Consider the following 26,906-nt stretch of genomic DNA (forward strand, 5'->3'; position numbering starts at 1 on the left):
TCAAGGCTTCTCGACGACGACAGTGGTGGAATTGGACGCAACCGGCCGGTCGATGTGTTCGTTCTGAATCGGCGGTTGCAGCCGGCGGTCCGGTGCCTGGATGTGCATGCTGGTTTCGGTGCCGGTGGGGAATTCCATGTCCGAGGGGCTCTGGTACGGCAGGTTGCGCACGATCCGCGGCGTGATCGACAGCACCAGCTCCGACTTGCCGACGGTGTCCTTGTTGCTGCCGAACAACCGGCCAAGTCCTGGAATGTCGCCAAGGCCCGGAATCTTGTTGCCGGTGGCGCCATGGTCGTTACGCACCAGGCCAGCAAGGATCTGGGTTTCGCCGTCATGCAAACGCAGCGTGGTCTGGGCGTTGCGGGTGTCGACCTGAACCGGAATCGTGCCCTGGCGGGTCGGTTCCAGTGGTGTGGCGTTACTGACTTCGAGTGCGATCTTGATCGCCACTTCGTTGTTCAGATGGATGGTCGGCTGCACTTCGAGCTTCAGACCGACGTCCAGATAGGTGACGCTTTCGGTGATCACCGGACCTTGGGTCGACGGCACGGAGGTGGCGCTGATGATGGGCACACGCTGACCGATGTGGATGCGCGCCTGTTCACGGTTGCTGACGCGAATCACCGGGCTGGCCAGGGTGTTGATGTCATTGTCCTGAGCGTTGATCTTGGCCTGTGGCGACGGTGAGATGGTGATCCGGCTGGAGTTGATGCCTTTGAGTTGATCAAGCAGGGTCACCGCCGAGCCATCGCTGTTGACCACGCCGAAGGTGTTCGGCCATTGCAGGCCAAGGTCGAGAATGCGTTGGGTGGCGACTTCCATCACCTCCACTTCCAGCACCACTTCCGGGTTGGACTGGTCCTGCGACTGCAAGAGTTTTTCGGCCATGCGCACCGCGTCTTCGGTGTCGCGCATGGTCAGGGTGTTGAGGCGTTCATCGACGAATACGTCACGGGTCTTGAGCATGGTTTTGATCATGTTCAGCGCGGTGTTGGCATCGATGCTGGTCAGGTAGAACGTGCGCATCACCAGCTCCTGGTAATCCTTGAGCTTTTGCGGCGAGTCGGGGTAGATGAGCAAGGTGTTTTCGTTCACCACTTTCTGATGCAACTGGTTCTGTTGCAGCAGCAATTCCACGGCGTCTTCGATGCGCACGTCACGCACGAAGATGGTGGCTTTCATGTCGGGGCGCAGGTCTTTGTCGAAGATGAAGTTCAAACCGGCAACCTGGGACAACACTTCGAAGATGGTTTTCAGGTTGGCGTCGCGAAATTCCAGGGTCACCGGCCGGTCGAGACGGGTGCGCAATTGTGGGTAAGGAATGACGTTGCGGCTTTGCACCAGACGGATATTGCTTTGCAGCTCCAGGGCGCCTTCATTCTTGGGGTCCAGTTCGAGGATCTGTTTGACCTGGCGATCGGCACCGTAGATGTCGCCGCGACGCAGGTCGCCCCGGGCCAGTTCGAGTTTGTCATCGAGGCTGCGCATGTGTTCGAGTTGGCGCAGGGAATCCTGGGCACGGCGGTTGTTCGGTTCGAGGGTCAACACCCGGCTATACGCCATGCGTGCCGACGCGAAATCACGCTGGGCGCGATCCATGTCGCCCTGGGCCAACAACGCCGTCACCGCACGAGCGCGGCCGCTGGTCAGGGCGATGTGCAACTCAGTGTCGCGAGGGTTTTCCTTGAGCCCTTCCTCGATACGGGCCAGGCCGGCTTCGTACTGCCCCGACTCCATCAGGTCGGTCCCCTCCTCTTTGGCAACCTGCGCCGAGCTGCACGCGACCAGCCCAACGCAAACGCAAAGGCTCATCAGCGCTCCTATCGTATTACGGCATGATCTGATCATTGCGTGCTCCCCACAGACAAGGTCTGGGACAAATGCAGAGGCAGGTAGACAAAGCTGAGTTCCACATCGGAAATCCCCTCGATCCGCCAGGTGTCGTCGATCACATCCCCTTTGCGCACGACGTATATTTTTTCGCCGTTCTGCAAAAACACTTGCAGGTCGGAGCGGTCATGGAGCTTGCCGACGAACTGGAAAGGCATCGGCGGTGCGCTGGGGACTTGCACCACCGGGGTCAGGTTGACGGGTTGTTCTGTGACGCTGGCCAGTGTCGGTGCAGCCTTCCAGCTGCGGGCGGCGAACAGGTCGCCGGACGGGCTGAGGTCCTTGATCACCGCCGGTTTTCCGCTGGCTGAAGCAGCCGGCAGCGTGCCACGGGTTTTGCTTTTGGCGGGCGTGGCAACGCTCGCAACCGACGCATCGCCGTCCTCCGACGGCATGAAGTAATCAGGCCCCCAGGTCAGCGCCGCAGCCACCCCGATGAACGCCACCCAACCCACTACGCGTTTGGTATTCATCATGACCTCGACAGGTAAAGGGTCATGCGGATCCGCCCGGTCAGGTCGGTGTCGGCGATTTTTTTACGCTGGAACTCCACGTCCTCCACCACCACGGCCGGCAACTGGTTGAGCAACGCGTGCAGGAAGCGCCGCAGTTGCGGGTAGCTGCCACGCACCGGCAGCAGAATCTGATAGCGGGCCAGATGGGTCTTGGGGTCGATGCCCAGTGAATATTCACCGCGCGCCAGGGTGATGTGTTCCTGGGCCGCCAGCGCGTAGATCTTGTCGATGGCCACGGTGGCTTGTGGCTGCGACGGCAGCTTGCTGCGGAAGTCGTCGAGCTGACGTTGCGGCACCACCGGGGCGGCGACACTGCCGTCTTCAACCTTGGCCAGGTACTCGCCGGCTTCACGGGTCTGCTGGCTGAGGGTTTGCAACGAATTCCAGTCCGGCATCAAGCCACCCAGGGTCCAGGCCAGCGCCAGCAGCAACATCGCCAAGCCAGCCAGACCGGGCACGCCCAGGCCTTGCAGGTATTCGTGGACGATCAATCTAGGGATTTGCATCGCCGATCTCCCAGCTAGCCGACAGGTTGAATTGCACCGGTTGTTCCGGTGATTTCACGACGATTTCGTGGCTGAGCAGCGACACATCGGAGAGCTCGTCGCTGGCTTCGAGACGGCGGTGGAAATCGAGCATCGCTTCCAGGTCCCGTGCTTCGGCGCTGATGCGCACCTGGCCTTTGCGGGCATCCGGGGTCAGTGTCAGCAAAGCGATGTTGTCGCGCGGCATGGCTTCGAGCATGGCGAACAGGCGTTCCCAGGGCCGGCGCAGTTGCTGCGAGACCTTGCGCATTTCCGCCAGGTTCTGGGCCTGCTCGCGGGTTTCGGCCGGGCTCAGGGTGACTTTGCTGCCGGTGTCGCCGGTGAGTTCGCGCTGGGCGTGCTGCAAATGGCCTTGCTGTTGCGAGGCCTGTTCGGCGACGTGCTGCTGGGCGACAAAACAGGTCACCACCAGCACCACGCCGCCCGCCAACAGGCTCCAGCCCAATGGGCCCGAGCGGCGGCGTGGCTGGAAGTCGAGCGTCAGCGCGCGCATGTCAGGCCACCGCCCGGGACATCACGTACAAACAATCGTGTACGGCTGTCCGGTCTTCTTCGAGGGTGCGCAAGTGCACACCGGGTACGTCGGGCTGTACATCGATGCGGGCTGGCGCGTGCAGGTAAACGTTCAACGGCCGCTCGCTGGTGGAGGCCTGCAACTGGCGTTCCCGGCCGATCAGCGCGGTCAATGCGGCATCGCTGTCGCTGCTGCCCACCGAACGCACCGAGGTCCAGCGCCCTTCCCTGGCCAGCAGCAAGACACTGCGCACCGGCTCGGCGACCACGAACAGGAAGTCGCCGGCATCAAGACTTTTATCGAAGTGATTGAACGCCGCCATCAGGTACGGCTGCACCGAACGCAGACGCAGGCCACGACCGCTGACCAGGCTGCGCAGACGCGCCAGCAAGTCTTGCGGCAGCGCAGTGGCGATCCGGTCGTAACCTGCAGGTTCGGCCGACAGCACCATGTTCCAGGGTTGGGTCGGTACGCCGTAGAGGTCTTCGAAACACAGTTGGGCATACCCGAGCAATTCGTCAGGGCTGGTGATTTGTTCGCTCCAGGGCACCAGGCAGAAGCGGCTGAAGTGACCGGAAACCACCACGCTCAATTCCGCACCGGCGGGGGCGTGTTCGCCCAGCAAACGGTCGAGGGTTTCAAGGGCGACGGCCCAGGCGTGGAAGCCTTCGTCGATAAAGCCGACGCTGCCCAGCCACAGGGTGTCGCCACCCTTGCGCTGGCCCAGGCCGACACCACTGGCGCCGAGCACGGCGATATAACGATCACGAGACAAAAGTGACACGATTGATCTCCTCGAGCGTGGTCCGCCCCTCAGCAACCAGTTCCAGGGCTGACTCGCGCAACAAGCGCAAGCCACGTTTGCAAGCGTGTGCCTTGATCTTCGAAACCGGTTGGCGCTCGACGATCATTTGCCGCAGTTCGTCGTCCAGATGCAGCAGCTCGGCAATCGCAGTCCGCCCGCGATAACCGGTGCCGCGGCAATGGCCGCAGCCTTTGCCATGGACGAAGTGGTAGTGATCGACCTTTTGCGGATCGAGCCCGGAGAGGCGCAGTTCTTCATCGGTCGGGTTGCTCGGCGCGCTGCAACTGGCGCACACCAAACGGATCAGCCGCTGGGCGAGCACGGCGTTGAGGGCCGAGACGAGGCTGTAAGGGTCGATTTCCATCTGGGTGAAGCGGCCGATCACGTCGAACACGTTGTTGGCGTGAATGGTGGTGAACACCAGGTGCCCGGTGAGGGCCGATTGCACGGCGATCTGGGCGGTGTCGGGGTCGCGGATTTCACCGACCATGATTTTGTCCGGGTCATGGCGCAGGATCGAGCGCAGGCCACGGGCAAAGGTCAGGCCTTTCTTTTCATTGACCGGGATCTGCAGCACGCCCGGCAGTTGATATTCCACCGGGTCTTCAATGGTGATGATCTTGTCCACGCCGTGGTTGATCTCGGTGATCATCGCGTAGAGGGTGGTGGTCTTGCCGCTACCGGTCGGGCCGGTCACCAGCACCATGCCGTAAGGTTCGGCGGCCAGCCGGCGCAACTGGCGCAGGGTGTCTTCTTCAAAGCCCAGGGCCTGCAACTGCACGCCGCTGACCTTGTCCGCCAGGTCTTGTTTATCAAGCACCCGCAGCACCGCGTCTTCGCCAAAAATGCTCGGCATGATCGACACCCGGAAGTCGATCTGCCGGCCGCTGATGCCGATCTTGAAGCGACCGTCCTGGGGCACGCGTTTTTCGCCGATGTCCAGTTCGGCCATGACTTTGACCCGGGAGATCACCTGCTCGGCGAACTCGCTGCCCTGGATTTTGCTGATGTTGTTCAGCACGCCGTCGATCCGGTACTTGATCACCAGGCCGCTGCCGGTGGTGCCCAGGTGGATGTCACTGGCGTGCATTTTCAGCGCGTCGTAGAGGGTCGAGTTGACCAGTTTGACGACGACGCTGGCATCCTCGCTGATGCTGGTCAGGGACAGGCTTTGCAGGGTATCGATTTCGACATTGGCGTCGGCCTGGGCGTTGAGCGATTCCACCGCGTGGAAGCTCTCTTCATGACGCGCCAGATAGGCTTTGAGGTCGTCGGCGTGCACCAGGTACAGCGGCGCGCCGTGCAGGCAGTCGTCGATCCAGGCCAGACGAGCCGTGTCGAACGGGTCGGCAAACACGCCAATGACCGCCTCGTCGTGACGCAGCAGGATGAATTCGCGCTTGAGGCATTGGGCCAGGGTGACCCGGTCGAACACCGGGGTGGCTTGAAACAGGGTATCGGTTTCGAGCACCGGATAATGCAGGGTAGCGCCGAGGCACTGGATGAAGGGCATGGGAGCCAGTTCGGACAACACCCCGAGGGCTTCCAGAACCCGCTCGCCGGAACTGGTTGCCCGGGCCCGGGCCTGGGCCAGTTGTTCACTGGAAAAGCGAGACGGTACACATTCCAACAGCGCCGGTTCGACGGCAAGGGATAGACGGTCCATGGCATGCTCTCCAACGCCGGGGGCTTTGAGCCCTGTCGACGCGGCAGGCCATTGCGGCGTAGGCCGGAACGTCTTGTCGCGCCACTACTCCCCGGTGAGCAATTGCTGGTCGTCTGGTGCCTTGGAGGTCGATGGGCTTCGTCGACGATCTGCCAGCACCCAACTGCCGTCATACAACTGCAGTGGGAAGCTTTCGGTCCTGCTCTGGCGTCGTTCGACGAATCCTTCGGATGGGCTCGCGCCTGCCCGGTGTTCGCGCTCCATCCCCAGAAGGTCACAGACTGCACGGGCCAATTCCGCCAACGGAAACGGTTTGAACAGGATATGGCTGACTCCCAGTTGCCGGGCCCGCTCACAGACTTCAGCGGTTGGGTGCCCGGTAATCAGCACAAAATGGCACTTCCTGTTCTGGCGGACGGCATCGAGCACCTCAAAGCCTTCCATATCGGGCAAGCGGTAATCGAACACCATCACATCGGGTGCAAAACGTTCGACTTCGTCGATTGCCCTGGCACCGTCGTGAGCTATCCGGACTTCCAGTGCTTGCGCCTCGAGATATTTCTTGAGGTTATCCGCCAGCAGCTGTTCGTCTTCAACAACCAGTACTTTGTTTAACAAGGTGGACTCCTTGAAACCGCAGGTCCGATATTCGTGCCTGGGAGTACGCGCCTTAATTAGGCTAACGCACACTTCATGCCAGACTGAGCGCCGGTTTTCGACCGCTTCATCTCTATGATTTTCATGAAAAAATCTTTTCGTTCAGGAACCCCGTCCCCCAAAGGCGGGGAAGCGCTCGGAATTGCCCCTGAAGCTTTCCCCACATTTGGGGGGGACGCTTCAATCATCGTCAATCCGTTCGATACGATTGCTGGATCGCAACTGCGCCAGAACCTGTAGACGAGCCTGATCCTTTTGCTGTCGGGCAAGGTAAGCCCGAACCATTTCAAGCCCCTGAGATTCTGAGACATCGGCGGCCTCCTGGTGGTTCTGCAGGTAAATCAAATGCCATCCCAGCGGTGTACGCACCGGCGCACTGACGGCCCCCCGCGCCAGGGAAAACGCCACTGCTTCGAACTCCGGCATCATTCGCCCACGCGGAAAATAGCCCAAATCCCCGCCTTCGGTGGCGGAAGCATCTTCGGAACCGGCCCGGGCAACGCTGGCAAAGTCATCGCCCTGGCTGATTTTCACCCGCATCTCTTCTAAGCGTAGCCGGGCTGCTTCAACTGTAGCGGCATCGGCCTCCTGAGGCACTTTGACCAGGATGTGCCGCGCCTGGATTTGCTCCGGTGTGCTCATTTCGGCGCGATGTTCCTCGTAGAACGCGCGAACCTGTTTTTCGTCCGGCTCAGCCGCCTGGACCAGCTCGGCAAACACCTTTTGTGCCGCGAGCTCGCGGCGCGTGTACTCGATATAGGTGGCTTCGTCGAAACCGGCGTCTTCGAGCCGGCGGGCGAACACCTCTGCACCACCGATCGCTTGCCGCGTCTGCTCGACCTGGCTTTTCACCACTTCATCGCTGATCTCCACCCCGCGTTTGCGCGACTCCTGCCACAGCAACTCTTTGTCGATCAGGGCGTCCAGTGCTTTCTGGCGCAATTGTTTGTACGCCTTGGGGCTGCGAATGCTGCTGACCGCCCGGCCCTGGTCCTCCAGGTACTCGGTGAAATAACGCTCGAGACGGAACTCGGAAATGACCTCGCCGTTAACGCGCGCGGCGGCCTGGCCATTGCTGGCGAGCGCCATGGGGGCCCACAGCGTCAGTAGGATCAGCAGCGTCTTGAATTTCATCATGAGGCCTCCCGTCAGGGTGTCGCGGCAATGGGTTTGTACGGCGCGACCAGAAAGAAGCGCAGGTCGGGCAAATCTACGGTGACGATATGGGCACCGCTCAAGCCCAGTCGACGGCCCGGACCGAAACTGATTAGCGGGGTCAGCCCGGTGTCGAAATCGTGCAAGCCTTCCAGGGCGCTGATGAGCTTCTCGCGGCTGGCGTCGCGCCCGGCCTGCTTCATGCCTTCGCTGAGCAGCAGCATCGAACTGTAGGCGCCCACTTGAAGCACCGCGTGCTCACCGCCGAGCCCCTGGTGCTCGCGCAGTTGCGTCAAAGCCAGGCGCCCGGCCAGCGTCCAGTCACTGGGCACGAACGGATAGGCCAGAAACACCCGCCGGGAAAAACCGCTGGGCAATTGAACCAGGTCGCCTGCCACCTGATTCGACGCGGCGAACAGGTAAGGCACCTGCCCCGCCGTTTGCAGGCGCTCGGCGAGGCGACTGAAACCGACGCCGCTGCCCAGGTAAAACACCGATCGCGAGCCCAGCGGCAGTTCGTCCTGCGCCGAGTTGTAAGCCTGCAGCCGCACTTGCTGCCAGGCGTGATCTTGCAGGTACTGGCCGAGGTTTTGCGCCGCCAGTCGTTGGCTCGGCTCATCCGGATAGACAATCAGCGTCGGTCCCTGGAGCAAGCGCAACTGAGCGGCACCGTAGTCGGCCAAGGCGATCAGTTGCTCGCGCAGCCCTGACAGCGGTTCGAAAATCTGCCGACTGACCGGAGCCATGCCCTGCAGCGAGAGCGGCCCGATCAGCGGAATGCCGGCGCGTTCCAGCCGCGTGACCAGCTCCATGTCGAGCACAGGTGCCAGCGGTGCGATCAGGGCGAACACCTGTTCCTGATCAATCAAGCGGTCCAGCGCCTGTTCGGCACTGACGCGGTCCGGGCCCGGATCGAGGATGGTCAGGCGCAGTTGCCGGCCATGAATCCCGCCCGCCTGGTTGATCCGCGCCACGCTGCCCTTGAGTACCGCGGCCACCGTGGCACCCTCCGTGCTCAGCGGTCCCTGTCTCGGCAACAAAGTGCCCAAGTGCAGACTGTCGGCGGTCAACCCTGGATCGCGGTCATCGGCCACACGCTTGAGGTAGGCCGTGAGGTTGCGCTGATCATTCATCGACAGCACGAACCGGGGCATCGCCGGGTCGAGCCGATTGTTCGCCGAGTCGCGCCCCTCCTGGATCGCCCGGGCCAGTGTGCCCTCGGTGTAGGCCGGGTAATTGCGACCGTTGATCTGCTGTTGACCGTAATGGCTGGAGAGCCGCGACCAGCTGATGTCCGGCGGCCGTACCCCGCCTTCGGGTCGCCCTTGGGCATCGGCGCCATGGCAATTGGCGCAGGGCAGGCTGGTGGCGGGCAGCAGCATGTCCGCCGCGCCCACCCGAGCCATGATCGGCTCACCGCTTGCGGACACGCCCTCGCGATACAACCGTTTACCGGCGCTTTCGCTGGGGCTCAGCGGCAACGCATTGGCGGCGAGATTGATGCCGCCAAGCAGTAGCAGGCCGAGGACGAGGGCGGTCTTCATGGCGCGCGCTCAACGACCGGCCACGGGCATTGTCAGCAACTGCAAGCGCTGGGCAATGGCGGCGGCCGGTGCATCGGGACGGATCTTGCTCCAGCGCTTGTTGGCCACGTCACCGACAATCAGCTGCGTCGAGTGCTGCTCGGGGGTCGGCACAATCTGGCCGATGCGCCCCAGTACAAGGTCCATTTGCGCCTTGTCGCCGGTGAGAAAAAGCCAGTGGGGGCCATCGACGCCCTGCTTCAAGGTGTAAGCCTTGAGTACCGCCGGCGTATCGCGCAGCGGATCACTGGTAAGGGAGATAAAGGTGATGCCATCGGCTTTGTCGCCCAGCACCTCACGGACTTCCTTGAGTTTTTGGGTGATCAGCGGGCAAGCATCGTTGCAGCTGGTGAAAATCACGTTCAACACCACCACGCGGTTTTGCAGCGCATCACTGTAGAAGCGCAGCGTATTGCCGTTCTGGTCCTGCAACGGCGTGTCGGTAAACCAGGTTTTCGCATCCCGGGTGCCGCTGGCCGGTTGTGTGGCGGCGACTGCCGGCGAGGGCTCGTGATGCTCCTCGTGGGAAAACGCCATAAAACTGATCACGCAAAAACTCATCGTCAGGAAGATCAAAACGAGGGCTTTCATGGCTGGTGCTCCATGGCAATGGCCGTGTGTTTGGCGTGGGCGTTGCGCTGGCCGCTTAGTTTCTCGACTTCACGGGTCAGCACGGTCGGGTCGGTGAAGCCGTAGTAGCGCGTCCAGTGGCGGCTGTTGCCGTCCCCCACCAGAATCAGCGGCTGATGGCTTTTGAAGTCACCGCTAAAGGAGCCGAGGCCCTTGAGGGTTTCGTTGATCGACTGCGAGCTGCCGGTCAGCCAGCTCCAGCCCGGCCCCCTCTGGAAGCTGCGGGCGTAGTCATTGAGGCGCTTGGCGTCATCGCGCTGCGGGTCGATGCTGATGGATACAAGCTGCACCTCGTCGCCGACCCGGGCGCCAAGTTGCTTCTGCACCTTGCCCATGATCGAGGACACTACCGGGCACACCGTGGTGCAACTGGTGTAGATGAAACTCATGACCACGATCTTGTTGGTCACCAGATCCTTTTCCAGACGCACCGGTTTGCCGTTCTGGTCCACCAGCGCGACGTCGGCGAATTTGACCTGGGCGCTCTCCGAACGGGCGCTTTTGGGCGGCATATTGTGCCCCGCGTGCTCATCCGCCGAGTGGGCCAGGGCCTGGCCGATGCCGACGGCCAACAGGCAGAACGTCAGCAGTCCACAGTGTGCGAATCGGTTCATGTCTGTTTCCTCTTCAGTGGGCGTTGCCGGGTATCACCCGAACGCTGGCAAAGGTCTTGTCATCGAAACTCGCGCCAAGGGACGCCGCGCGTACATGCAGGTACCAGGCGCCGTTCTGGTCGAGGGTCACCGGGGCTTCGTAGATGCCGTTGCCCACTTCAAGGGCCGCGACCTGTTGAGCCCGGGAAGTCGGGGCACGGAAGTAGCGCACTTGAACGTCCTTGACCCCGCTGCGCTGTACCTTCTGCTGGCCCTGGACAATGCGAAACCGCACGGTGTAACGGCTGCCGAGGGCGGCGGTGGATGCGTCGAGCATGAACTCGACTTTTGGCACGCCGGGGAGCCTGGCGAGGTTTTGGTCCGGCTCAACCAATGCCGTGAAGCAATGGATGATGTTCGGTTGGTTGAGCAGGAACGCCACGTCAAAACGCCCGGCCACTGGCAGCTTGATCCGCGAACTGTAAAGTCCTGGCTCGACCTCGCGCAGGCTGCGGTCGATGACCATGGCCGCCCGCGCCACTTGCCCGCGATTGGGGTAGCCGGACATCGGCGCGTTCATGCCTTCGGCGTAGAAGTAAGTGGTGTTGTCCACCGGGTTGACCACGAACACCGCGTTGTCGTCCCGCGACACCGCCAGGCTCGAGGCCAGCGGCAAATCACCGGCCAGCCGTGGTGCCTGAGGCCCGGCTTCGAAGCCCTGGCTGATCGGCGTGCGACCAGTTCCAAGAGACGACAAGTTGATCATCGTGACCTTGGCCGAGGCCAGTCCGCGGATGTAGGCGTAGGCCTTGGTGAACACCACTTGGTAGGGTTCGGCGGACACGTCCAGCTCGTGGATCATCGAATCGGTGGCCGCGTCGATCACTGCCACCTGGTTTTCCAGGGTGTTGAGGACGATTCCGAAACGCCCGTCCGCGCTGAACCCCATCGGGCCCAGGCCCTGTTTCATCTTGATTACCCGCCGTACCGCAAGGCTGACGGTATCGACCACGGTCACGCTGCCGTCCTTGCCGTCGGCGACATACACCGCCTGGGACAGCGGCGAGTACGCCACCGACAACGGGTGCGAGCCGGTCTTGAGTTGCTTGCTTATCGTCAGGCTGGCGATGTCGATGATGCTCAGCGTGCCGTCATCGCGGTTGCTGACGAAGGCAAAACGGCTGTCTTTGCTGAAGGCGATTTCGTGGTGCCCGGCCCCGGTGGCCAGGTGTTTGAGGGGCTTGAGGCTGCGGGTGTCGATCACCGTGACCCCGGACTGCTCAGCTGTCTTGGCATTGTTGCCGACCCACAGCAGGCGCTCGTCCGGTTGCAAGGCCACGCGCACCGGGTTGCTGCCGGCGGCGACCGAGTCGACCAACTTGAACTGCTCGCTGTCGATCACCGCCACTTCATCGGCGGTCGGCATGGAGACGAACACCCGTTTGTTGTCCTTGGGCGTGGTCCAGTCCATCGGCGGTTTTTTGATGTCGATGCGCGCCATGGTGCTGGTGATGCCGCCCACCGACACCGACGGATCGACCACCGAGACGCTGGCGTCGCGGTTCATCACCAACAGGAAGTAGCTGTTCAGATCGAGCATCGGCCGTGCGCCGATGCTGGATTTCAGGAAGACTCCGACCCGGGATTTGCAACTTTGCTCGCGGCCCTGAGCCTTGTCGGCGGCGACGGTTTCCGGATCGAGCCAGGCACCGGGATTGATGCCCGACAGCGGCTGGCCCGAAGTGCTGTCGCTGACGCGGAACTGCACGTCGGCAAACTCGCCTTCACGCAACACGCCGTCCGCGGCCAGTGACTTGACCTCAAGCGCCACCGAAATCCCGTCACGGGAGAGGTTCTGACTGCTCCAGGTGTCCGGCAGCGCGACCTGGCTCAGCAGGTTGGGCGGCGCGGTGCGCCAGACGCCGAAGCTGATGAGTGCCACTGCGACGACCAGCGCACAACCGGCGATTTTTGTAGTCCTGCTCATAACCCTCTCCCCTTACAGATCTGTGCCTGCCTTGTCCCTTGTAGGCGCGAGCGGTGCGGCGATCCGACTTGCCCGCGAAGGCGTCATCTGTGACACCACCTACACCGAGGTGAACCCTTCGCGGGCAAGCCTCGCTCCTACAGGGATTGGGGGGTGTCAGCCACCCCCCAATCCCTGGCTTTACGGTGCCGGTGCCGGTTCTGGCTCGTTGGTCACCCGCAGCAATCCCCAAAGCCCGGCGGTGTTGCCGTAGGCGCCGTAGTCGCGGTACAGGTAGTCGCCCGGTATTGCATTGCTGCCCCCGGCGCTCGGGTGCATGAAGCTGAAGTGCGCCGCCGGCAGGATGCTTTCACGCGCGCCGATGTACATCGACATCGGGTTGTAGCCGAACCGCACCGACCCCACCCCAGGTGTCATCATCGGATAGCCACCGGAGTCGCTCTTCTCTGACTGGAACGGGTTGACCGACCAGACGTGACCATCCAGCTGGAAGGTCGTGCCGCGGCTGCCACCGCTCGGCATCATGATGTGGGTGCGGAACGGTTGACCCGGTTTCACATACAGCACCGGCGTCTGAGGATCGCCCCCGATCAGCGCATTGCTGTAGGCCATATGCGCGTTCGGCACGTCACCGTAACCGGCGCCATCGGCATGCCCGAACGGTGCATCCGGCGCCAACCCGAAGCGGAACCAGATCGGCTCGGCCTTGTAGTTGATGGCCATGCTCGAGTTGTCCTGTGGATCGGTCGGTACACCGAAGCCTTCGGCGGCAATGCCTTCCACCGGCCGACCATCGGCCCAGCGGATGTTCAACGCTTTCTGCCAGACCATCGCAAAGTCGCGGTAAGTGGTCTGCCCTGGCGCAGTGACCGTTGCGTTGGTTTTGCGCGCATCCTCCACCCAGGTCGCGCCGATCGGCAGGATGGTCATCGCCCCACCCAAGCCTTTCTGCGGTTGTTTGATGAGGTCCGCCGGCGTGATATTCAGTCCGCCAAACTCCACCGCCGTGGCGTAGATGTTGTCGACACTGCGGCCCAGTTGCGTGACCGGTTTGCCTTCGCGCTCCAGGTGCCCGGCGTAGTACTGATAAGTACGGGTCGGGTACGCGCCGCTGTTGCCGATGCGCGGTGGCACGGTCTGGATCGGGTTGGCGCCGACGTTGGTGCCATCGGATTTGGTGATGTCGTACGCCAGCAGTTGCGCGTGCAGACCCACGTGGCTCGACGGCCGCAGCAGGTTGTTGGTGAAGATGGTCGAGCCCTGGCCATTGTTACGATCTCGCTTGACCAGCCCTTGCATCACGGCAGTCTGGGTCAGGTCGGGCATGACCACAGGCAAGCGGTTTTCCAGCGTGACGTTGATGCAGTCACCCGCCGCCGCGCGCAATACCAGCGGTTCGACAGGCACGCCGGCTTTCAGCTTGCCGGTGGCCGGATCGAGGTCGGATTTGCGCACGTACAGGATCGCAGTCGGATCATGCAACGGGCCGCTTTGACCGCCTATGGTGATGGTTTCGCCATCTTCAGGATCGACCACGGTGACCTGAGGGATATTCACCGGTCGCGAGTTGAACACCAGGGTGCCACCCGCCGGATTCAACGGCCCGCCCACGTGTTGCCCGATACCGGCCGGATCGCCGATGGTCAGGTTCAACGGATTGCGCAGGATGTCGTTGGCCAGCGCTGCAACCACTTCATAGTTGCGTTGCACGGTCGGCCGGGTGCCGATGCCGTTCGGGTTGGCGCCGTACCGTGGGCAGATGCCATCGAACGCCACGGTGTTGCGCATGCCCGCCGGTTTTGGGTTGTTTGGCACGGCGAATAGATCGCTGCGCTGGGCCGTGTAGTTGCGCATCACGCCCCAGATGCCGTTCCAGTAACCTTCAATGGAAGCGTCCATCGAGTACAGGTAATCCCCCGTGGTCGCTGCCGAACTGGAAAGCATCGAGACCGGTGCGTTGAAGCCCATCTGTTCGGAGATACCGACCATCTGCGACGCGCGCCAGCCGGAGTTGGAGCTGTTGCCGAAGCCGGAACCGCTTTGCAGCCATTTCACGCCGTGCAGGGTCACGTTGTGCTCTTCTTCGTGACCGCCGGCATGCACCCGCAGCCGCACGTTGTCACCGGTGTAGGTGCGCAACATCGGGGTGAACGGGTCACCCGGCTCCGCGCCGCCACGGTTGACGTGCGGCGGGAACAGCGTGGTGCCGCCGGTTGGACCGGTGGCCGAGGTGACCAGGTTCGGTGCCAGGTTCATCGCCGGGATGGCACGGTCGGTGCGGCTTTGCATGGCGTACGCCAGGTCACCGCCGAGGCCGTCGGCCTGCATGCCGCGCTTGCCGTCCGGGCCCACCTTGTTCGGGTCGTACACCCGCAGGGCCAGCGGTTCGTTGCGGTAGTTGACCACGAACATGCCAGGGTCATCGACCGAGATCGCCTGTGGGCATGGCCGAGTCGGACAACCCGGCACCATGCCGCCCTGCACTTCGATGATGCCGTCGAGCAAGGTGCTGGCGTTGTTACGCACCGGCGGATTGATCGCGTAGCGGAAACTGTCCGCCGTAGCCGGGAAGGCTTGCGGATTAGGCACGCCGTTAGGACCGGCGCCTACATACACACCGGCTTCATAAGCGTGCTGGAAGTCGCTGTATTCGAGGAAGAACTCACGGAAGCTGTCGTTCTTGCCGTCGCCATCCAGGTCACCGGTAGAAATCACCGCTTGCCATGAAGTCGGCCCGCCGTCCTGACGTGCGCCGCTGTACAACGGCTCGCCGGTTTCTGCGTGGAACCAGGTGGAACCGGCCGGTTCAGCCAGCACGGTGGCGTACAGGCCAATCTGTTGGTGAGTCGATGGGCCCAGGTGGTCGTGGGTGAAAATGGTCCCCAGGCCACGGTCGACACCTTTGGCGTTCACCACCGGATCGACGAACCAGCGCTGCATCGCCGTGCGCGCTCCTACCCAATCCGCCCGGCCATACTGACCGAAGTACGGGTGATTCTTGGCTTTCGGACAGACCGGAGTGCCGTCACGTGGATCGGTGCCTTCGCACTGGTTGAACTCGCGAATGGCGCGGATGCGTTCTTGCACGGCCCCAGGGGAAAGCACGCCATCTTCGTAGTTCCAGCCGTTGGCCGAACCGTCGGCCGCCGTCAGGTCCCATTTGGGCAGGTGAATGTGCTGGCCGATCACGTCGGTCGGCGTGCGCACCTGATAGTCGTCCATCTCATAGGTGGCCGGCACCAGGTTGGTTTGCTGGTATTGCACGCAGTCGAAGGTGTTCATGCGCATTACCAGCGGCTCTGGCGGACGCTGCTTGGTGATGACCGGCCAGGCGTCTTCCCACAGCGCCAGAATGCGCGCTTGCGGGAAGTGGTAGCCGACCTTGTTGTACACCGCATCGAACTGGATGTTCGCCGCTTTATAGATGCGAGGGCGGTCGGCGGTGAAGGTCGAGGAACCGGTGAACGACATGCCGTCGACCCGTTCGCCGCTGGCAAACTCGCCGGTGCCGGCGCTGCTGGTCAGGCGTTTTTGCCGGTCATCCATGCACGGTTCGTAGTACGGCGCGCCGGCAATCGGCAAGGCACCGTTGGTGCGGAAGGCCTTCGCCACGATTTGATTACCGGGCAGCACGGCAAAGCTGGGGTGGTCCTTTTTGGCGTGGAAGGCCATGGCCGCCTGTTCGACTTCGGTGCCCTCTTCCGGCATGTAGATCGGTTTGGCGCGGGTCACTTCCTTGGAGAAATCCAGCGACGTGGTAATGGTGTTCGCTACGCCACCGGCGGAGAAACCGTCCAGGGCATGACGCCCCAGGCCGCCGTCCCAACCACCGGACGAAGTCGGGTCGAGGTTGGCCCACAAGGCGTTGCCGCTGGTTTTCAAGGACTGGGCCTTGGCCGCGTCGAGCATGTCCAGCGGTGGAGTTGGTGGACGTTGGCCGACCGAGGTTTCCATGCCGCCGATCCAGAACGGATAGCCAGGGTTTTTCAGGCTGCCGTCGGCATTGCGGTTGGCTTCGCTGCGATCCACCAAGGCCAGGGAACCGATGGCCTGAGCGCCGCCGCTGCCGCCGTGATGTTCCCCGTCGTAATCTTCCTCGTCATCGTCGTCATCGCTACCGGCGACCAGGGTTTCGCCGATTTTTGGCACCACCGCGACCTTGCCTGGCATCGGCGCCATGGCTTTGCCCGGCAGCGGCACGACCGCAGGAATCGGTGTACCGGCAATGATTTCGCCATCGGGCAAGGCCCGGGCGCCCGCCGCCGGTTTGCCGCTGCGCAACGCGTAGGGTTCGTTGTGGAAACCGTCGGTGCCTTGTTGGGAGACTTCGAGCTTCGTGCCTTCTTCAAACACGTCGTGGACCCGCCACATGCTCCACATGCCCTGGGCAAAGTGCGGGTAGAAGTGGCAGTGGTAGATCGCATCGCCGGCGACGCGGTTGCGGTTACCCGAACCCCCGTTGGCGATTTCATAGGTGTAGCCGGCGCCCGGGCCGATGCCCTGGGCGTCCACATAGTCGGAGTTGTCGTCGTTGGGGTTAAACAGCCACTGATGGCCGTGCAGGTGGAAGATGTGCTGCTCATGTCCGTTGTGGGTGTTGCGGAATTTGACGAAGTCGCCGATGTAGCTGTGGTTGACGTTGGACGGCTCGGACGGGTACAGCGCCATGGTCGCCTTGACACCGATCTGATCGGCGCGCGGTACCTGCCCCGGAAGAATGCCTTCCAGCCCGGCGTTGGCCGGTACGTCCACCAGCATCGCCACATCGCCGACGGTGTGCGAACTGAGGAAAAATTCTTCATAGGCGCAGGACAGGCAATCGTGCATCGGCCCGACGCCCAAACGGTTGGCCACCACTTCGGCGCCCATGCCGCCGGAGCCGTAATTGATCATGAACGAATCGCGGGTCGGCTCCAGCACATGCGCCATCACCGGGTCCGCCCAATAAGCGGGGAACGCCTGCGTCGCGGCGGTTTCATCCTGGAACTGCGAGGCGAAATCGCGGAACGGCTCCAGCCGGTTCGGAATTGCCGGGTTGCGTTTGCCGACGGCTTCCAGCGGATAGGTCGACGGCGGGAAGCTGCCGTCGGCGTTGCTGCCCATCACAATCGCGTCGCTTTCGCTGGAGATGATTTCATTGCCATCGACCATGTTGATGATCGGTGTGCCGGCCTTGCCTTCACGGATCCACGGTTCGCGTTGTGGGTAACGCGCCTGGTAATCGACGATCGGTTGACCGGCCGGGGTACGTCCGGCGCTGGCCAGGCGCATCTCTTCTTCCGTTACGGTGTTGCGATAGCTGCGGCCGCCCTTGGGCACCACCACGACCTGGCCGAACAGGCCGTTGGCAACGTTGCCCGCATCACCTTCACCACCGAAGGTCGCGCCACGGCTGCTGGCGGCGAACGCCCCTTCGCGCTCGGCGAATAAAGTGTAGGAACGGGTGGCGCCCGGGGCGACCAGCGAATTGCCGTTGCGCCCGGTGTACGAGGCGATGTCGTCGATGCTGTTGACCGCTTGCATGCCGTTGACCTGGAAGCCGACGTGGCGGTCAGCGACCTGCTCATCGACTTTGAACTGCTCGACATTACCGACTTCGACCTCACCCTCAACCCCTTCCTCGCCGTTTTCGTGGCTGCCGGGGTTGGCCTGGTAAGCCAGCAGGTTCTGCAGGTTGATCGTCAGGCAGTCACCGGCGGCAACCCGCAACACCAGGGGGCGCGGACGCTTGTCGGGCCGCAGCGAGACTTTGCCCGGCACTGCCGCGCCGCCCTGGGCCAGGGACACATTGTGGTCGTCGACCACATCGCGGCGCAGGGCGAACATCATGCCGTTGACGTTCTGCGCGCCGAGGCGGTTGAACATCAGCGGCTGATCCAGCGCCACGACGTTCGCCACCAGGTTGCGCTCGCAGCGCAAGGCCGCCTCGGCCATCTCAATGCCGAACATCGACACCACCAACAGCGCAAATTTAAACAAGGACGAAGCGTTGGTTATGCCGGTCATGATAACGGGCCTCGCTGTGGGTGCTCACAGGCAATAATTCTCGACAAATCCCCTAGAGCAATCCGCATGCCATAAATATTTCAGTTAGTTTTCAGCCACTTGAAGCAACGATCTAATAACTCGGGGGATAATCCCCACTTATCCCCCACTTTTCCGGGTGGATGACAACCTCCACCCAAAAACTCAAATCCCGTAGCAGCTGTCGAGCTTGCGAGGCTGCGTTCGGCGGCAAAGCCGTCGTAAAACCTGAGCGAGAGGTTTTCCTGAAACACCGCGTTGCCGGGTAATGCGATTGCTTCGCAGCCGAACGCAGCCTCGCAAGCTCGACAGCTGCTACAACGGGCTGGTGTGTTTGGACCAATGCGGGGGCAAGCACCCACGCCAAAACAAACCGGGTTGCCCCACATATGGGGGATCCCCCCCATCACAGCGGTGCATCCACGGCCATGCCCTGCAAGCGGCGGTATTGGCGCAAGACGCTGGGCACATAACGCTGGGTTTCAGCGAATGGCGGGATCACCCCGCCACGGCTCAGGACCGCTTGTGGCCCGGCGTTGTAGGCCGCCACGGCGAGGGTGATGTCGTTGTCGAACAGGGTCAGCAGGCGCTTGAGGTATTTGGCGCCGCCCTGGATGTTGGCTTTCGGGTCATAGACGTTTTTCACCCCCATCTCCCGCGCGGTATCGGGCATCAGTTGCATCAATCCACCGGCGCCTTTGGGGGACGTCGCATCCGAGTTGTAGCGCGACTCTTCGCGGATGACGGCGTGCAACAACGCCGCCGGCAATTCATTGGCCGTGGCGGCCGCCGACACCAGCTCTGCATAAGGTTGCCTGGCAATCATTTGGGGCTGCTGATCAAGACCGACCAGCGACGATTGGGGCTCGTGAATGACCCGTTCATAGGTGCGGCCGGGACGGTGAACATTGGACAGCACGTAGCTGCCCTTGGCGTCCACGGAAACGAACACATCGGCCTGTGCGACGCTCGTCAGCAGCAAACAGCCGAGCAGTCCTGTGGTGAGTGTTTTCATTATTTGCCTCCCCTGCCCGGCCCCGAAAAATGGGGGTAATGCCCCAATGGCCGGTAGTTAACAAGCCATACGCAAGCACTGTGCCGAAAGCGCAAAGGCCCGTAATACAGGGGTTTCACAAGGATGTTCGGGGGTGAGCATGGCAATTGCATACGCCTTCAGGGCGACCCTTCTGCCGACTGTGTGAGGTCATCATGAATCAGCGTTTGCGTTCCGCCCCGCGTCCTCAAAGCGGGTTCACCCTGCTCGAACTGTTGGTGGTGCTGGTGGTGCTGGGGCTGTTGGCCGGCATCGTCGCGCCGAAGTATTTCGCCCAACTGGGCCGCTCCGAAGTGAAGGTGGCCAAGGCACAAATCGAAGGCATGGGCAAAGCACTCGACCTTTACCGTCTGGAGGTCGGCCATTACCCGTCGACTGAACAGGGTTTGCAGGCGCTGGTCACTGCGCCGAGCGATGAAACCAAATGGACCGGTCCTTACTTGCAGAAAAAGCTGCCGCAGGATCCGTGGGGCCGTAATTACAACTACCGCTACCCGGGTGAAAACGGCGAATACGATTTGCTGTCCATGGGCAAGGACGGCCAACCCGGCGGCGAAGGCGAAAACGCCGAAGTCACCAGCTGGCAATGACGGGGAGTGACGACCATGCGCTTTCATCTCAAGGCCGTGGGCAAGGCCGGTGTGGTCTCGATGACCGTCGAGGCGCCCGGCCACAGCGAAGCCCGGCGCATCGTCGAAGACCAGGGCTTGCGGGTGGTCAGCCTGCACGTCGAGCGGCACTGGCGCGCGTTGCGCCTTCGACAACGCGAGACTTTCAACCTGGTGTTGTTCAGCCAGGAACTGACCACCTTGCTCAATGCCGGCCTGCCGTTGATCGATGCGCTGGAAAGCCTGGCGGAAAAAGAGAACGCGCCACAGGCCCGTAAAACCCTGAGCGAACTGGTGCGCCTGCTTTATGAAGGCAAATCGTTCTCCCAGGCGTTGGCCCAGCTGTCGGCGGTGTTCCCTCCGCTCTACGTGGCGCTGGTTCAGTCCAGCGAGAAGACCGGCGCCGTGGGCGATGCCCTGGGCCGCTACGTCAGCTATCGCCAGCGCATGGACGAGGTCCGGCAAAAAATCGTCAGTGCCTCGATATACCCCCTGCTGTTGCTGGTGGTGGGCAGTGGCGTGGTGTTGTTCTTGATGGGTTACGTGGTGCCGCGCTTCAGCCTGGTGTTCGAAGGGCTGGGGTCGAATCTGCCGTGGCTGTCGCAAGTGTTGATGAGCTGCGGGATGTTCCTGCACGCCCACCAGGGTGAATTCTTCGGCGCTTTGGCGGCGATCATCGTCGCCCTCGGCTTTCTTCAGCGACAACCGGCCTTTCGCCGGGGCGTCGATCGTGTGATCGAAAAACTCCCGGCGGTCCATCAACGCATTTTCATGTACGAACTGGCGCGCTTCTATCGCTCCCTGGGAATCCTGCTGCAGGGCGGCATCCCCCTCGTCACCGCCATGGGCATGGTTCGCGGCCTGCTCACCCCCGCCTCCCGCGTGCGCCTGGACCAGGCTTGTGAGCGGGTGCGCGAAGGGCAATCGCTGTCGGCCGCGCTCGAACTCAATCACCTGGTGACCCCGGTGTCCCTGCGCTTGCTTCGAGCGGGCGAACAATCCGGCAACCTCGGCCAGATGATGGAGCGCAGCGCCGACTTCTACGACGAAGAAATCAGCCGCTGGATCGAATGGTTCGTGCGCCTGTTCGAACCCTTGCTCATGACCTTCATCGGCCTGCTGATCGGGGTCATCGTGATCTTGATGTACATCCCGATTTTCGAGCTGGCCTCGAGTATTCACTGACCTTCTGGAACAGGGTTGAGTTGTACCGTTCATCGTTCATCCACGTTGCAACTGAATTAATCAGCGCGCTGCGGTGTTCACCCATTGAATCGAGCAGCAAGTTGCATTGTTCATCAACGTTCCAACCCGATAAGAAGACGGAGAACGATATGCACATCAACAAGCTTTTACTTGCAGTAGCTATTGGCGCAGTTCTGTCGGCGTCGACCGTATTGATTCCGGATAGTTTGTCCGGGGTGTCGAGTGCCCAGGCCAAGGATGGTGGTAGTGGCGGCGGCGGTGGATCCGGCGGCGGTGGGGGCGGGTCTGGCGGAGGCGGCAATGGTGGTGGGGGCGGTGGTTCCGGCGGTGGCGGCTCTGGCGGCGGAAGCGGTGGCGGCGGCAATGGCGGTGGTCACGGCGGCAGCGGCAGCGGCGGCAATGGCGGTGGTCACGGTGGAAGCGGCAGCGGCGGCAATGGCGGTGGTCATGGCGGAAGTGGCGGCGGCGGGAATAGTGGTAGCGGCGGCAATAGCGGCAGTGGTCACAGTGGTCACAGTGGCAGCGACCATGGTTCGGGACACTCCGGCAACACAGCCTCCTCCGGACGCAGTGGCACTCACGCCGAACCCGGTGATGATCACGGCGTGCATCGTTCCGGCGAAGTCGGTGATGACCACGGCGTGCATCGCTCTGGCGAAATCGGCGACGACCACGGCGTGCATCGTTCCGGCGAAGCCGGTGATGACCACGGCGTGCATGTCGGTGGCGAGCCAGGCGATGACAAAAGGTCCTGACAAACACTAACCTCAAAAACGCCACAAATCCCTTGTAGGAGCGAGGCTTGCCCGCGAAAGCGTCGTATCAGTCCACGCTTGTTTTGAATGTCACGACGCCTTCGCGGGCAAGCCTCGCTCCTACAAGGGATGGTGGGAGCCGGTGTGCTACAAACCACACTCAACCCGATCCAGCCGCTCGCGCAAAAACTCGATCAACGCCTGCACCGGCCGCGAACTCTGGCGATGCTGCGGATACACCGCCGACAACGTCAGCGGTTGCGGACGAAACTCATCCAGCACCGGCACCAGCCGCCCCTCCTTCAGCGCCGAGCCGACGATGAACGTCGGCAAGTACGTAATCCCCATCCCGGCCACCGCCGCATCCTTGAGCAACTCACCGTTGTTGACCCGCATCCTGCCCGTCACGTTGACGGTCAACGGCTTGCCCTGCCCTTCGAAACGCCATTGCACCTGACGCCCGTGGCCGTAAGGCAAGCAGTCATGATTGTGCAAATCTTCGGGTTTGAGCGGCGTGCCGCGTTCAGCCAGGTAAGCCGGGCTGGCGCAGTACACGCGCTGGATGGAGGCGATGCGGCGGGCGATCAGGGTCGAGTCCTCAAGGATGCCGATGCGCAACGCCAGGTCGTACCCCTCACCGAGCAAGTCCACCGGCCGATCGCTCAAGTCCACTTCCACCGTGACATCGCGGTAACGCTGTAAAAACAGCGGCAGCAGACACCCCAGGTGCGCCAGCGCAAACGACAACGGCGCGCTCACGCGAATGGTGCCGCGCGGCTCGGTGGTCTGGCCGGCGATGCCCTGCTCCACCTGCTCGACTTCACCGAGCAAGCGTAACGCCGACTCGTAATAACTCTGACCCAGCGGCGTGACGTCCAGTCGGCGGGTGGAACGGTTGAGCAAACGCACGCCCAGACGCTCTTCGAGCTGCATCAGGCGACGGCTGACGAACTGCTTGGACAGGCCCAATTGATCAGCTGCCGAGGTGAAGCTGCCGGAGTCCATGACCTGGCAAAAAATACGCATATCTTCGAACGGATTCATTGTCACGTCTCGGTTGACAGTCAAACACTTTATAGCCGCTTTTTCCCTTTTGGGCGACCTATTAATCTGTGTTCCAACCCAACACCTGTAGGAGCTGTCGAGTGAAACGAGGCTGCGATCTTTTGACTTTGATTTTTTAAAAACAAGATCAAAAGATCGCAGCCTCGTTTCACTCGACAGCTCCTACAGGGACCGACAGACAATTAAAAAGGATTTGCCCCATGAACATCGTCAACAAAACCCTGACCGCGTCCCTTCTCGCCCTTTCCATCGGCAACGCATTCGCCGCCGGCAGCCCGGGTGTCGAACACACCACCCAGGCCTTCCTCGAAGTCCTCGCCGCCGGGGGTGGCAAGCCGCTTGAGCAGTTGAGCCCGAAGGATGCCCGTGCGGTGCTGGCCGGTGCGCAAAATTCGGTGAAGGTTGATCTGTCGGGTGTAGACGTCAGCGACCGAGCGATCAAAGTTGACGGGCAAACCATCAACCTGAAAATCGTGCGGCCGACCAAGGTCAAAGGTGAATTGCCGGTGTTCATGTTCTTCCACGGTGGCGGTTGGGTGCTGGGCGATTACCCGACTCACCAGCGTCTGATCCATGACCTGGTGGTGGGCTCCGGTGCTGTCGCGGTGTATGTCGATTACACGCCGTCACCGGAAGCGCATTACCCGACCGCGATCAACCAGGCCTACGCCGCGACCCGCTGGGTGGCCGAGCATGGCAAGGACATCGGCGTCGATGGCAAACGCCTGGCGGTGGCCGGCAACAGCGTCGGCGGCAACATGGCGGCGGTCGTGGCGTTGATGGCCAAGGAACAGAAAACCCCGGCACTGCGCTTCCAGCTGTTGATGTGGCCGGTGACCAACGCGCAGTTCGACAGCGGCTCGTACCAGCAATTTGCCGAAGGCCACTTCCTGACCAAGGACATGATGAACTGGTTCTGGGACAGCTACATCACGGACAAATCCGAGCGCGCACAGATCCATGCCTCACCGCTGCAAGCCAGTGCCGAACAGCTCAAAGGCCTGCCCGCCGCCCTGGTGCAAACCGCCGAGTTCGACGTGTTGCGTGACGAAGGCGAAGCCTATGCCCGCCACCTCGACGCAGCCGGTGTGCCGGTCACGGCAGTACGTTACAACGGCATGATTCACGACTTCGGCCTGCTCAACCCGCTGAGCCAGATTCCGGAGGTAAAAGCGGCGGTTCGCCAGGTGGCATTGGAGCTCAAGACGTATCTGAACTGAGTCCCTCCCCTTCGCCACACAGAAATGCGTGGCGAAGCTGCTTTTTTGTAGGAGCCAGGCTTGCCGGCGACGGCGTACTTGAGGACGCCTTCGCCGGCAAGCCTGGCTCCTACAAAAAAGCAAAGCGATTCCCCGCCAACAAGCACCCATCCTTCGGAGTTTCCCCATGTCCTTTGTCCTCGCCCATCTGCTGTCCTGGAGTGCCCTGTTGCTGGTGATTGACGCCGTGCTCTGGCATCTCGCGCCGTTCAAGCATCGCGTCACGCGGGTTGGTGTGCGGCTGGCGTTGTTTGTGCTGTTCAGCGCGCTGGTGATCAATGCCGGTGTGAGCCCGTTGCAGGCGCCGCAGTTGGCTGAGGATCGCGTCGCGCAGCTGGGCGCCACGGCGCTGGGGATTCTCTGGTGGCTGTACGCCGCGCGGGTACTCACCGAAGTCATCGGCCTGGTGCTGATGCGCCGCATCGGTCACAGCGGTCGCTTGTTGCAGGACGTCATCGGCGCGCTGGTGTTTCTGATCGCCATCGTCGCGGCGGCCGGTTACGTGCTGGAGCTGCCGGTGAAAGGTTTGCTGGCGACATCCGGCGTCGTGGCAATCGTCGTCGGTCTGGCGTTGCAAAGCACTTTGAGCGACGTGTTTTCGGGGATCGTGCTGAACACCACCAAGCCGTATCAGGTGGATGACTGGATCATGATCGATGGCGTCGAGGGCAAAGTGCTCGACATCGACTGGCGCGCCACGCACCTGTTGACCAGCGCCGGCAGCACCGCCGTGGTGCCGAACTCGGTGGCGGCCAAGGCGAAGATCGTCAACCTCAGCCGGCCGAACAACATGCACGGCGTGTCGATCAGCATTCAGGTACCCAACCACATTCGCCCGCGTCGGGTGCTGGATGCACTGGAGCGCACGCTTCAAGGCAGCAGCAGTTTGTTGCTTAACCCGGCACCGAAAGCGGTGCTCAAAGAGGCTGGCGAAACCCTGTCCGAATACGTGGCCAGCGGCTTTATCGCCGAGCTCGGCAAGAAGAGCGACGTGCGCAATCAGCTGTTTGACCTGGCGCATCGGCACCTCGAAGCGGCGGGCATTTCCCGGCAGATCGATGGCGTGATTGAACCGACAACCCGCGCTCGGGCATTGCTCGATGAAGTGAAGGTCTTCCGTTCCTTGAGCGAGGACGAGCGCGATCAAATGGCTCAGTCCATGGTCCCGCAACAATACGCGGCCGGTCAGGTGGTGCTGGAATTGGGCGAAGTGCCGGACAGCCTGATGGTGATTGCCACGGGCGTGGTCAGCGCCACCGTGCCCGATGGCACCAGTCAGACCGAAGCGGGTCGCATGGGGCCAAGTGAGGTGATGGGTGAGCAAAGTATTCTCACCGATACGCCGTCCCAGGCCACCTTCACCACCTTGACCTCGTGCATCATTTACCGGATCGACAAATCCCTGACCCGTAGCTGCATGGAACAACGGGTTGAAGTGGGTCGGGCGTTGAACAAGCTGCAGGCGGTGCGGCAGCAGAACAGCCGGTTGGCGTTGATGGCCAAACCGGTGCAAATCAAGAAAAGCGGCTTCCTCAGCTGGCTGCAAAAACGCCAACAGACGTGACCTGTAGGAGCGAGGCTTGCCCGCGAAGAACGATCACGCGGTCCGACAGAAACACCTGGGCGCCTGGTTCGCGGGCAAGCCTCGCTCCTACAGAAAGCTTGTTCGCCAGACAAAAAAATGCCCGCACGGTCGCGGGCATTTTTGTGGATCGCCGGGCTTACTTCGAACTCAGCACCGCATAGCTGTTCATCAAATTGCGATAGTTCGGAATGCGCGGCGACAGCAGGTTCGCCAGGCCTTCCATGTCGTTGCGCCAGTCGCCCTGCAGCTCGCACGCCACCGAGAACCAGTTCACCAGTTGCGCACCGGCCGCCGACATACGCGCCCATGCCGCTTGCTGTACGGAGACGTTGAAGGTGCCCGAGGCGTCGGTCACCACAAACACTTCAAAGCCTTCCGCCAGTGCCGACAACGTCGGGAAGGTCACGCAAACGTCGGTTACCACACCCGCGATGATCAGCTGCTTGCGGCCAGTGGCTTTAACGGCTTTGACGAAATCTTCGTTGTCCCAGGCGTTGATCTGGCCTGGACGCGGGATGTACGGCGCGTCCGGGAACAGTTCCTTGAGCTCAGGCACCATCGGGCCGTTCGGGCCGTTTTCGAAACTGGTGGTGAGGATGGTCGGCAGCTTGAAGAACTTGGCCAGGTCCGCGAGGGCCAGCACGTTGTTCTTGAATTCGTTCGGCGAGAAATCCTGGACCAGTGAGATCAGGCCGGTCTGGTGGTCGACCAACAGCACTACCGCATCGTCTTTGTTCAGGCGTTTGTACGGAACGTTGCTCATGTGAAAATCCTCGATGGATGGGTATTACGCAAGGCGCCGACGAG

Annotated in this window: 21 protein-coding genes; 5 read left to right on the forward strand and 16 right to left on the reverse strand. The window is 62.0% G+C overall.

What is annotated here, in order from left to right:
• The 14 genes from ACIQV9_RS21780 to ACIQV9_RS21845 all read right to left on the reverse strand — a co-directional run bounded on the left by ACIQV9_RS21780 (position 1) and on the right by ACIQV9_RS21845 (position 19,582).
• Entirely contained in the window at positions 1 to 1,851 is a 1,851-nt protein-coding gene (locus ACIQV9_RS21780) for a secretin N-terminal domain-containing protein (protein ID WP_403105741.1), read from the reverse strand.
• Positions 1,848 to 2,366 carry a hypothetical protein gene (locus tag ACIQV9_RS21785; RefSeq protein WP_403105744.1) on the reverse strand — a complete coding sequence of 173 codons (519 nt, stop codon included), beginning with the start codon at positions 2,364 to 2,366 and terminating at the stop codon, positions 1,848 to 1,850. Before ACIQV9_RS21785 ends, ACIQV9_RS21780 begins: the two co-directional genes overlap by 4 nt.
• The gene (locus ACIQV9_RS21790; RefSeq protein ID WP_403105747.1) at positions 2,366 to 2,914 is read right to left on the reverse strand and encodes a GspMb/PilO family protein; all 549 of its coding nucleotides are present in this window, start codon (positions 2,912 to 2,914) and stop codon (positions 2,366 to 2,368) included. The genes ACIQV9_RS21785 and ACIQV9_RS21790 overlap by 1 nt, the downstream gene beginning before the upstream one ends.
• Positions 2,901 to 3,446, reverse strand: a complete 546-nt coding sequence (locus tag ACIQV9_RS21795; protein WP_094471713.1) for a PilN domain-containing protein — start codon at positions 3,444 to 3,446, stop codon at positions 2,901 to 2,903. The genes ACIQV9_RS21790 and ACIQV9_RS21795 overlap by 14 nt, the downstream gene beginning before the upstream one ends.
• Before the next feature lies 1 nt (position 3,447).
• On the reverse strand, positions 3,448 to 4,251 hold the full coding sequence (locus ACIQV9_RS21800; protein ID WP_403105751.1) for a hypothetical protein: 804 nt from the start codon (positions 4,249 to 4,251) through the stop codon (positions 3,448 to 3,450).
• Positions 4,232 to 5,938, reverse strand: coding sequence for a GspE/PulE family protein (locus ACIQV9_RS21805; protein ID WP_403105753.1), 1,707 nt, complete (start codon positions 5,936 to 5,938; stop codon positions 4,232 to 4,234). The genes ACIQV9_RS21800 and ACIQV9_RS21805 overlap by 20 nt, the downstream gene beginning before the upstream one ends.
• Positions 5,939 to 6,022: 84 nt before the next feature.
• A complete protein-coding gene (locus ACIQV9_RS21810; protein WP_403105756.1) occupies positions 6,023 to 6,556 on the reverse strand; it encodes a response regulator in 534 nt (177 codons plus the stop codon).
• A gap of 219 nt (positions 6,557 to 6,775) precedes the next feature.
• On the reverse strand, positions 6,776 to 7,729 hold the full coding sequence (locus tag ACIQV9_RS21815; protein WP_403105759.1) for a peptidylprolyl isomerase: 954 nt from the start codon (positions 7,727 to 7,729) through the stop codon (positions 6,776 to 6,778).
• A gap of 14 nt (positions 7,730 to 7,743) precedes the next feature.
• Complete coding sequence (locus tag ACIQV9_RS21820) at positions 7,744 to 9,294, reverse strand: ABC transporter substrate-binding protein (protein ID WP_403105762.1); 1,551 nt, start codon at positions 9,292 to 9,294, stop codon at positions 7,744 to 7,746.
• 9 nt (positions 9,295 to 9,303) lie between these two features.
• On the reverse strand, positions 9,304 to 9,924 hold the full coding sequence (locus tag ACIQV9_RS21825; RefSeq protein WP_403105765.1) for an SCO family protein: 621 nt from the start codon (positions 9,922 to 9,924) through the stop codon (positions 9,304 to 9,306).
• The gene (locus tag ACIQV9_RS21830) at positions 9,921 to 10,577 is read right to left on the reverse strand and encodes an SCO family protein (protein ID WP_403105767.1); all 657 of its coding nucleotides are present in this window, start codon (positions 10,575 to 10,577) and stop codon (positions 9,921 to 9,923) included. The genes ACIQV9_RS21825 and ACIQV9_RS21830 overlap by 4 nt, the downstream gene beginning before the upstream one ends.
• Before the next feature lie 13 nt (positions 10,578 to 10,590).
• Positions 10,591 to 12,543 (reverse strand): cytochrome D1 domain-containing protein, encoded by a 1,953-nt coding sequence (locus tag ACIQV9_RS21835; protein ID WP_403105770.1) that lies wholly within the window; start codon positions 12,541 to 12,543, stop codon positions 10,591 to 10,593.
• Positions 12,544 to 12,723: 180 nt separating this feature from the next.
• Positions 12,724 to 18,549: a manganese-oxidizing multicopper oxidase MnxG gene (gene mnxG, locus ACIQV9_RS21840; protein WP_403105773.1), complete on the reverse strand. Its 5,826-nt coding sequence runs from the start codon at positions 18,547 to 18,549 to the stop codon at positions 12,724 to 12,726.
• A 424-nt stretch (positions 18,550 to 18,973) separates the two neighbouring features.
• Positions 18,974 to 19,582 carry a lytic transglycosylase domain-containing protein gene (locus ACIQV9_RS21845; protein ID WP_403105775.1) on the reverse strand — a complete coding sequence of 203 codons (609 nt, stop codon included), beginning with the start codon at positions 19,580 to 19,582 and terminating at the stop codon, positions 18,974 to 18,976.
• A gap of 194 nt (positions 19,583 to 19,776) precedes the next feature.
• Here ACIQV9_RS21845 and gspG point away from each other — a divergent pair, with 194 nt between their 5' ends.
• The 3 genes from gspG to ACIQV9_RS21860 all read left to right on the forward strand — a co-directional run bounded on the left by gspG (position 19,777) and on the right by ACIQV9_RS21860 (position 22,190).
• The gene (gene gspG / locus ACIQV9_RS21850) at positions 19,777 to 20,211 is read left to right on the forward strand and encodes a type II secretion system major pseudopilin GspG (RefSeq protein ID WP_403105778.1); all 435 of its coding nucleotides are present in this window, start codon (positions 19,777 to 19,779) and stop codon (positions 20,209 to 20,211) included.
• Positions 20,212 to 20,226: 15 nt separating this feature from the next.
• Complete coding sequence (locus ACIQV9_RS21855; protein WP_403105781.1) at positions 20,227 to 21,414, forward strand: type II secretion system F family protein; 1,188 nt, start codon at positions 20,227 to 20,229, stop codon at positions 21,412 to 21,414.
• 149 nt (positions 21,415 to 21,563) lie between these two features.
• The gene (locus ACIQV9_RS21860) at positions 21,564 to 22,190 is read left to right on the forward strand and encodes a hypothetical protein (RefSeq protein ID WP_403105782.1); all 627 of its coding nucleotides are present in this window, start codon (positions 21,564 to 21,566) and stop codon (positions 22,188 to 22,190) included.
• A 147-nt stretch (positions 22,191 to 22,337) separates the two neighbouring features.
• Here ACIQV9_RS21860 and ACIQV9_RS21865 read toward each other — a convergent pair whose 3' ends face one another.
• Positions 22,338 to 23,234, reverse strand: a complete 897-nt coding sequence (locus tag ACIQV9_RS21865) for a LysR family transcriptional regulator (RefSeq protein ID WP_403105784.1) — start codon at positions 23,232 to 23,234, stop codon at positions 22,338 to 22,340.
• Between the two features lie 221 nt (positions 23,235 to 23,455).
• Between ACIQV9_RS21865 and ACIQV9_RS21870 the strand changes: the two genes are divergently transcribed.
• Both ACIQV9_RS21870 and ACIQV9_RS21875 read left to right on the forward strand, forming a co-directional pair.
• Entirely contained in the window at positions 23,456 to 24,475 is a 1,020-nt protein-coding gene (locus ACIQV9_RS21870; protein WP_403105787.1) for an alpha/beta hydrolase, read from the forward strand.
• A 166-nt stretch (positions 24,476 to 24,641) separates the two neighbouring features.
• Complete coding sequence (locus ACIQV9_RS21875; RefSeq protein WP_403105790.1) at positions 24,642 to 26,078, forward strand: mechanosensitive ion channel domain-containing protein; 1,437 nt, start codon at positions 24,642 to 24,644, stop codon at positions 26,076 to 26,078.
• A gap of 157 nt (positions 26,079 to 26,235) precedes the next feature.
• Here the strand turns inward: ACIQV9_RS21875 and ycaC are convergent, their stop codons facing one another.
• Entirely contained in the window at positions 26,236 to 26,862 is a 627-nt protein-coding gene (gene ycaC / locus ACIQV9_RS21880; RefSeq protein ID WP_403105793.1) for an isochorismate family cysteine hydrolase YcaC, read from the reverse strand.
• Between the last annotated feature and the right edge of the window lie 44 nt (positions 26,863 to 26,906).

This window comes from Pseudomonas sp. NPDC099000 (genome assembly GCF_044759925.1).
Classification (GTDB): Bacteria; Pseudomonadota; Gammaproteobacteria; order Pseudomonadales; family Pseudomonadaceae; genus Aquipseudomonas.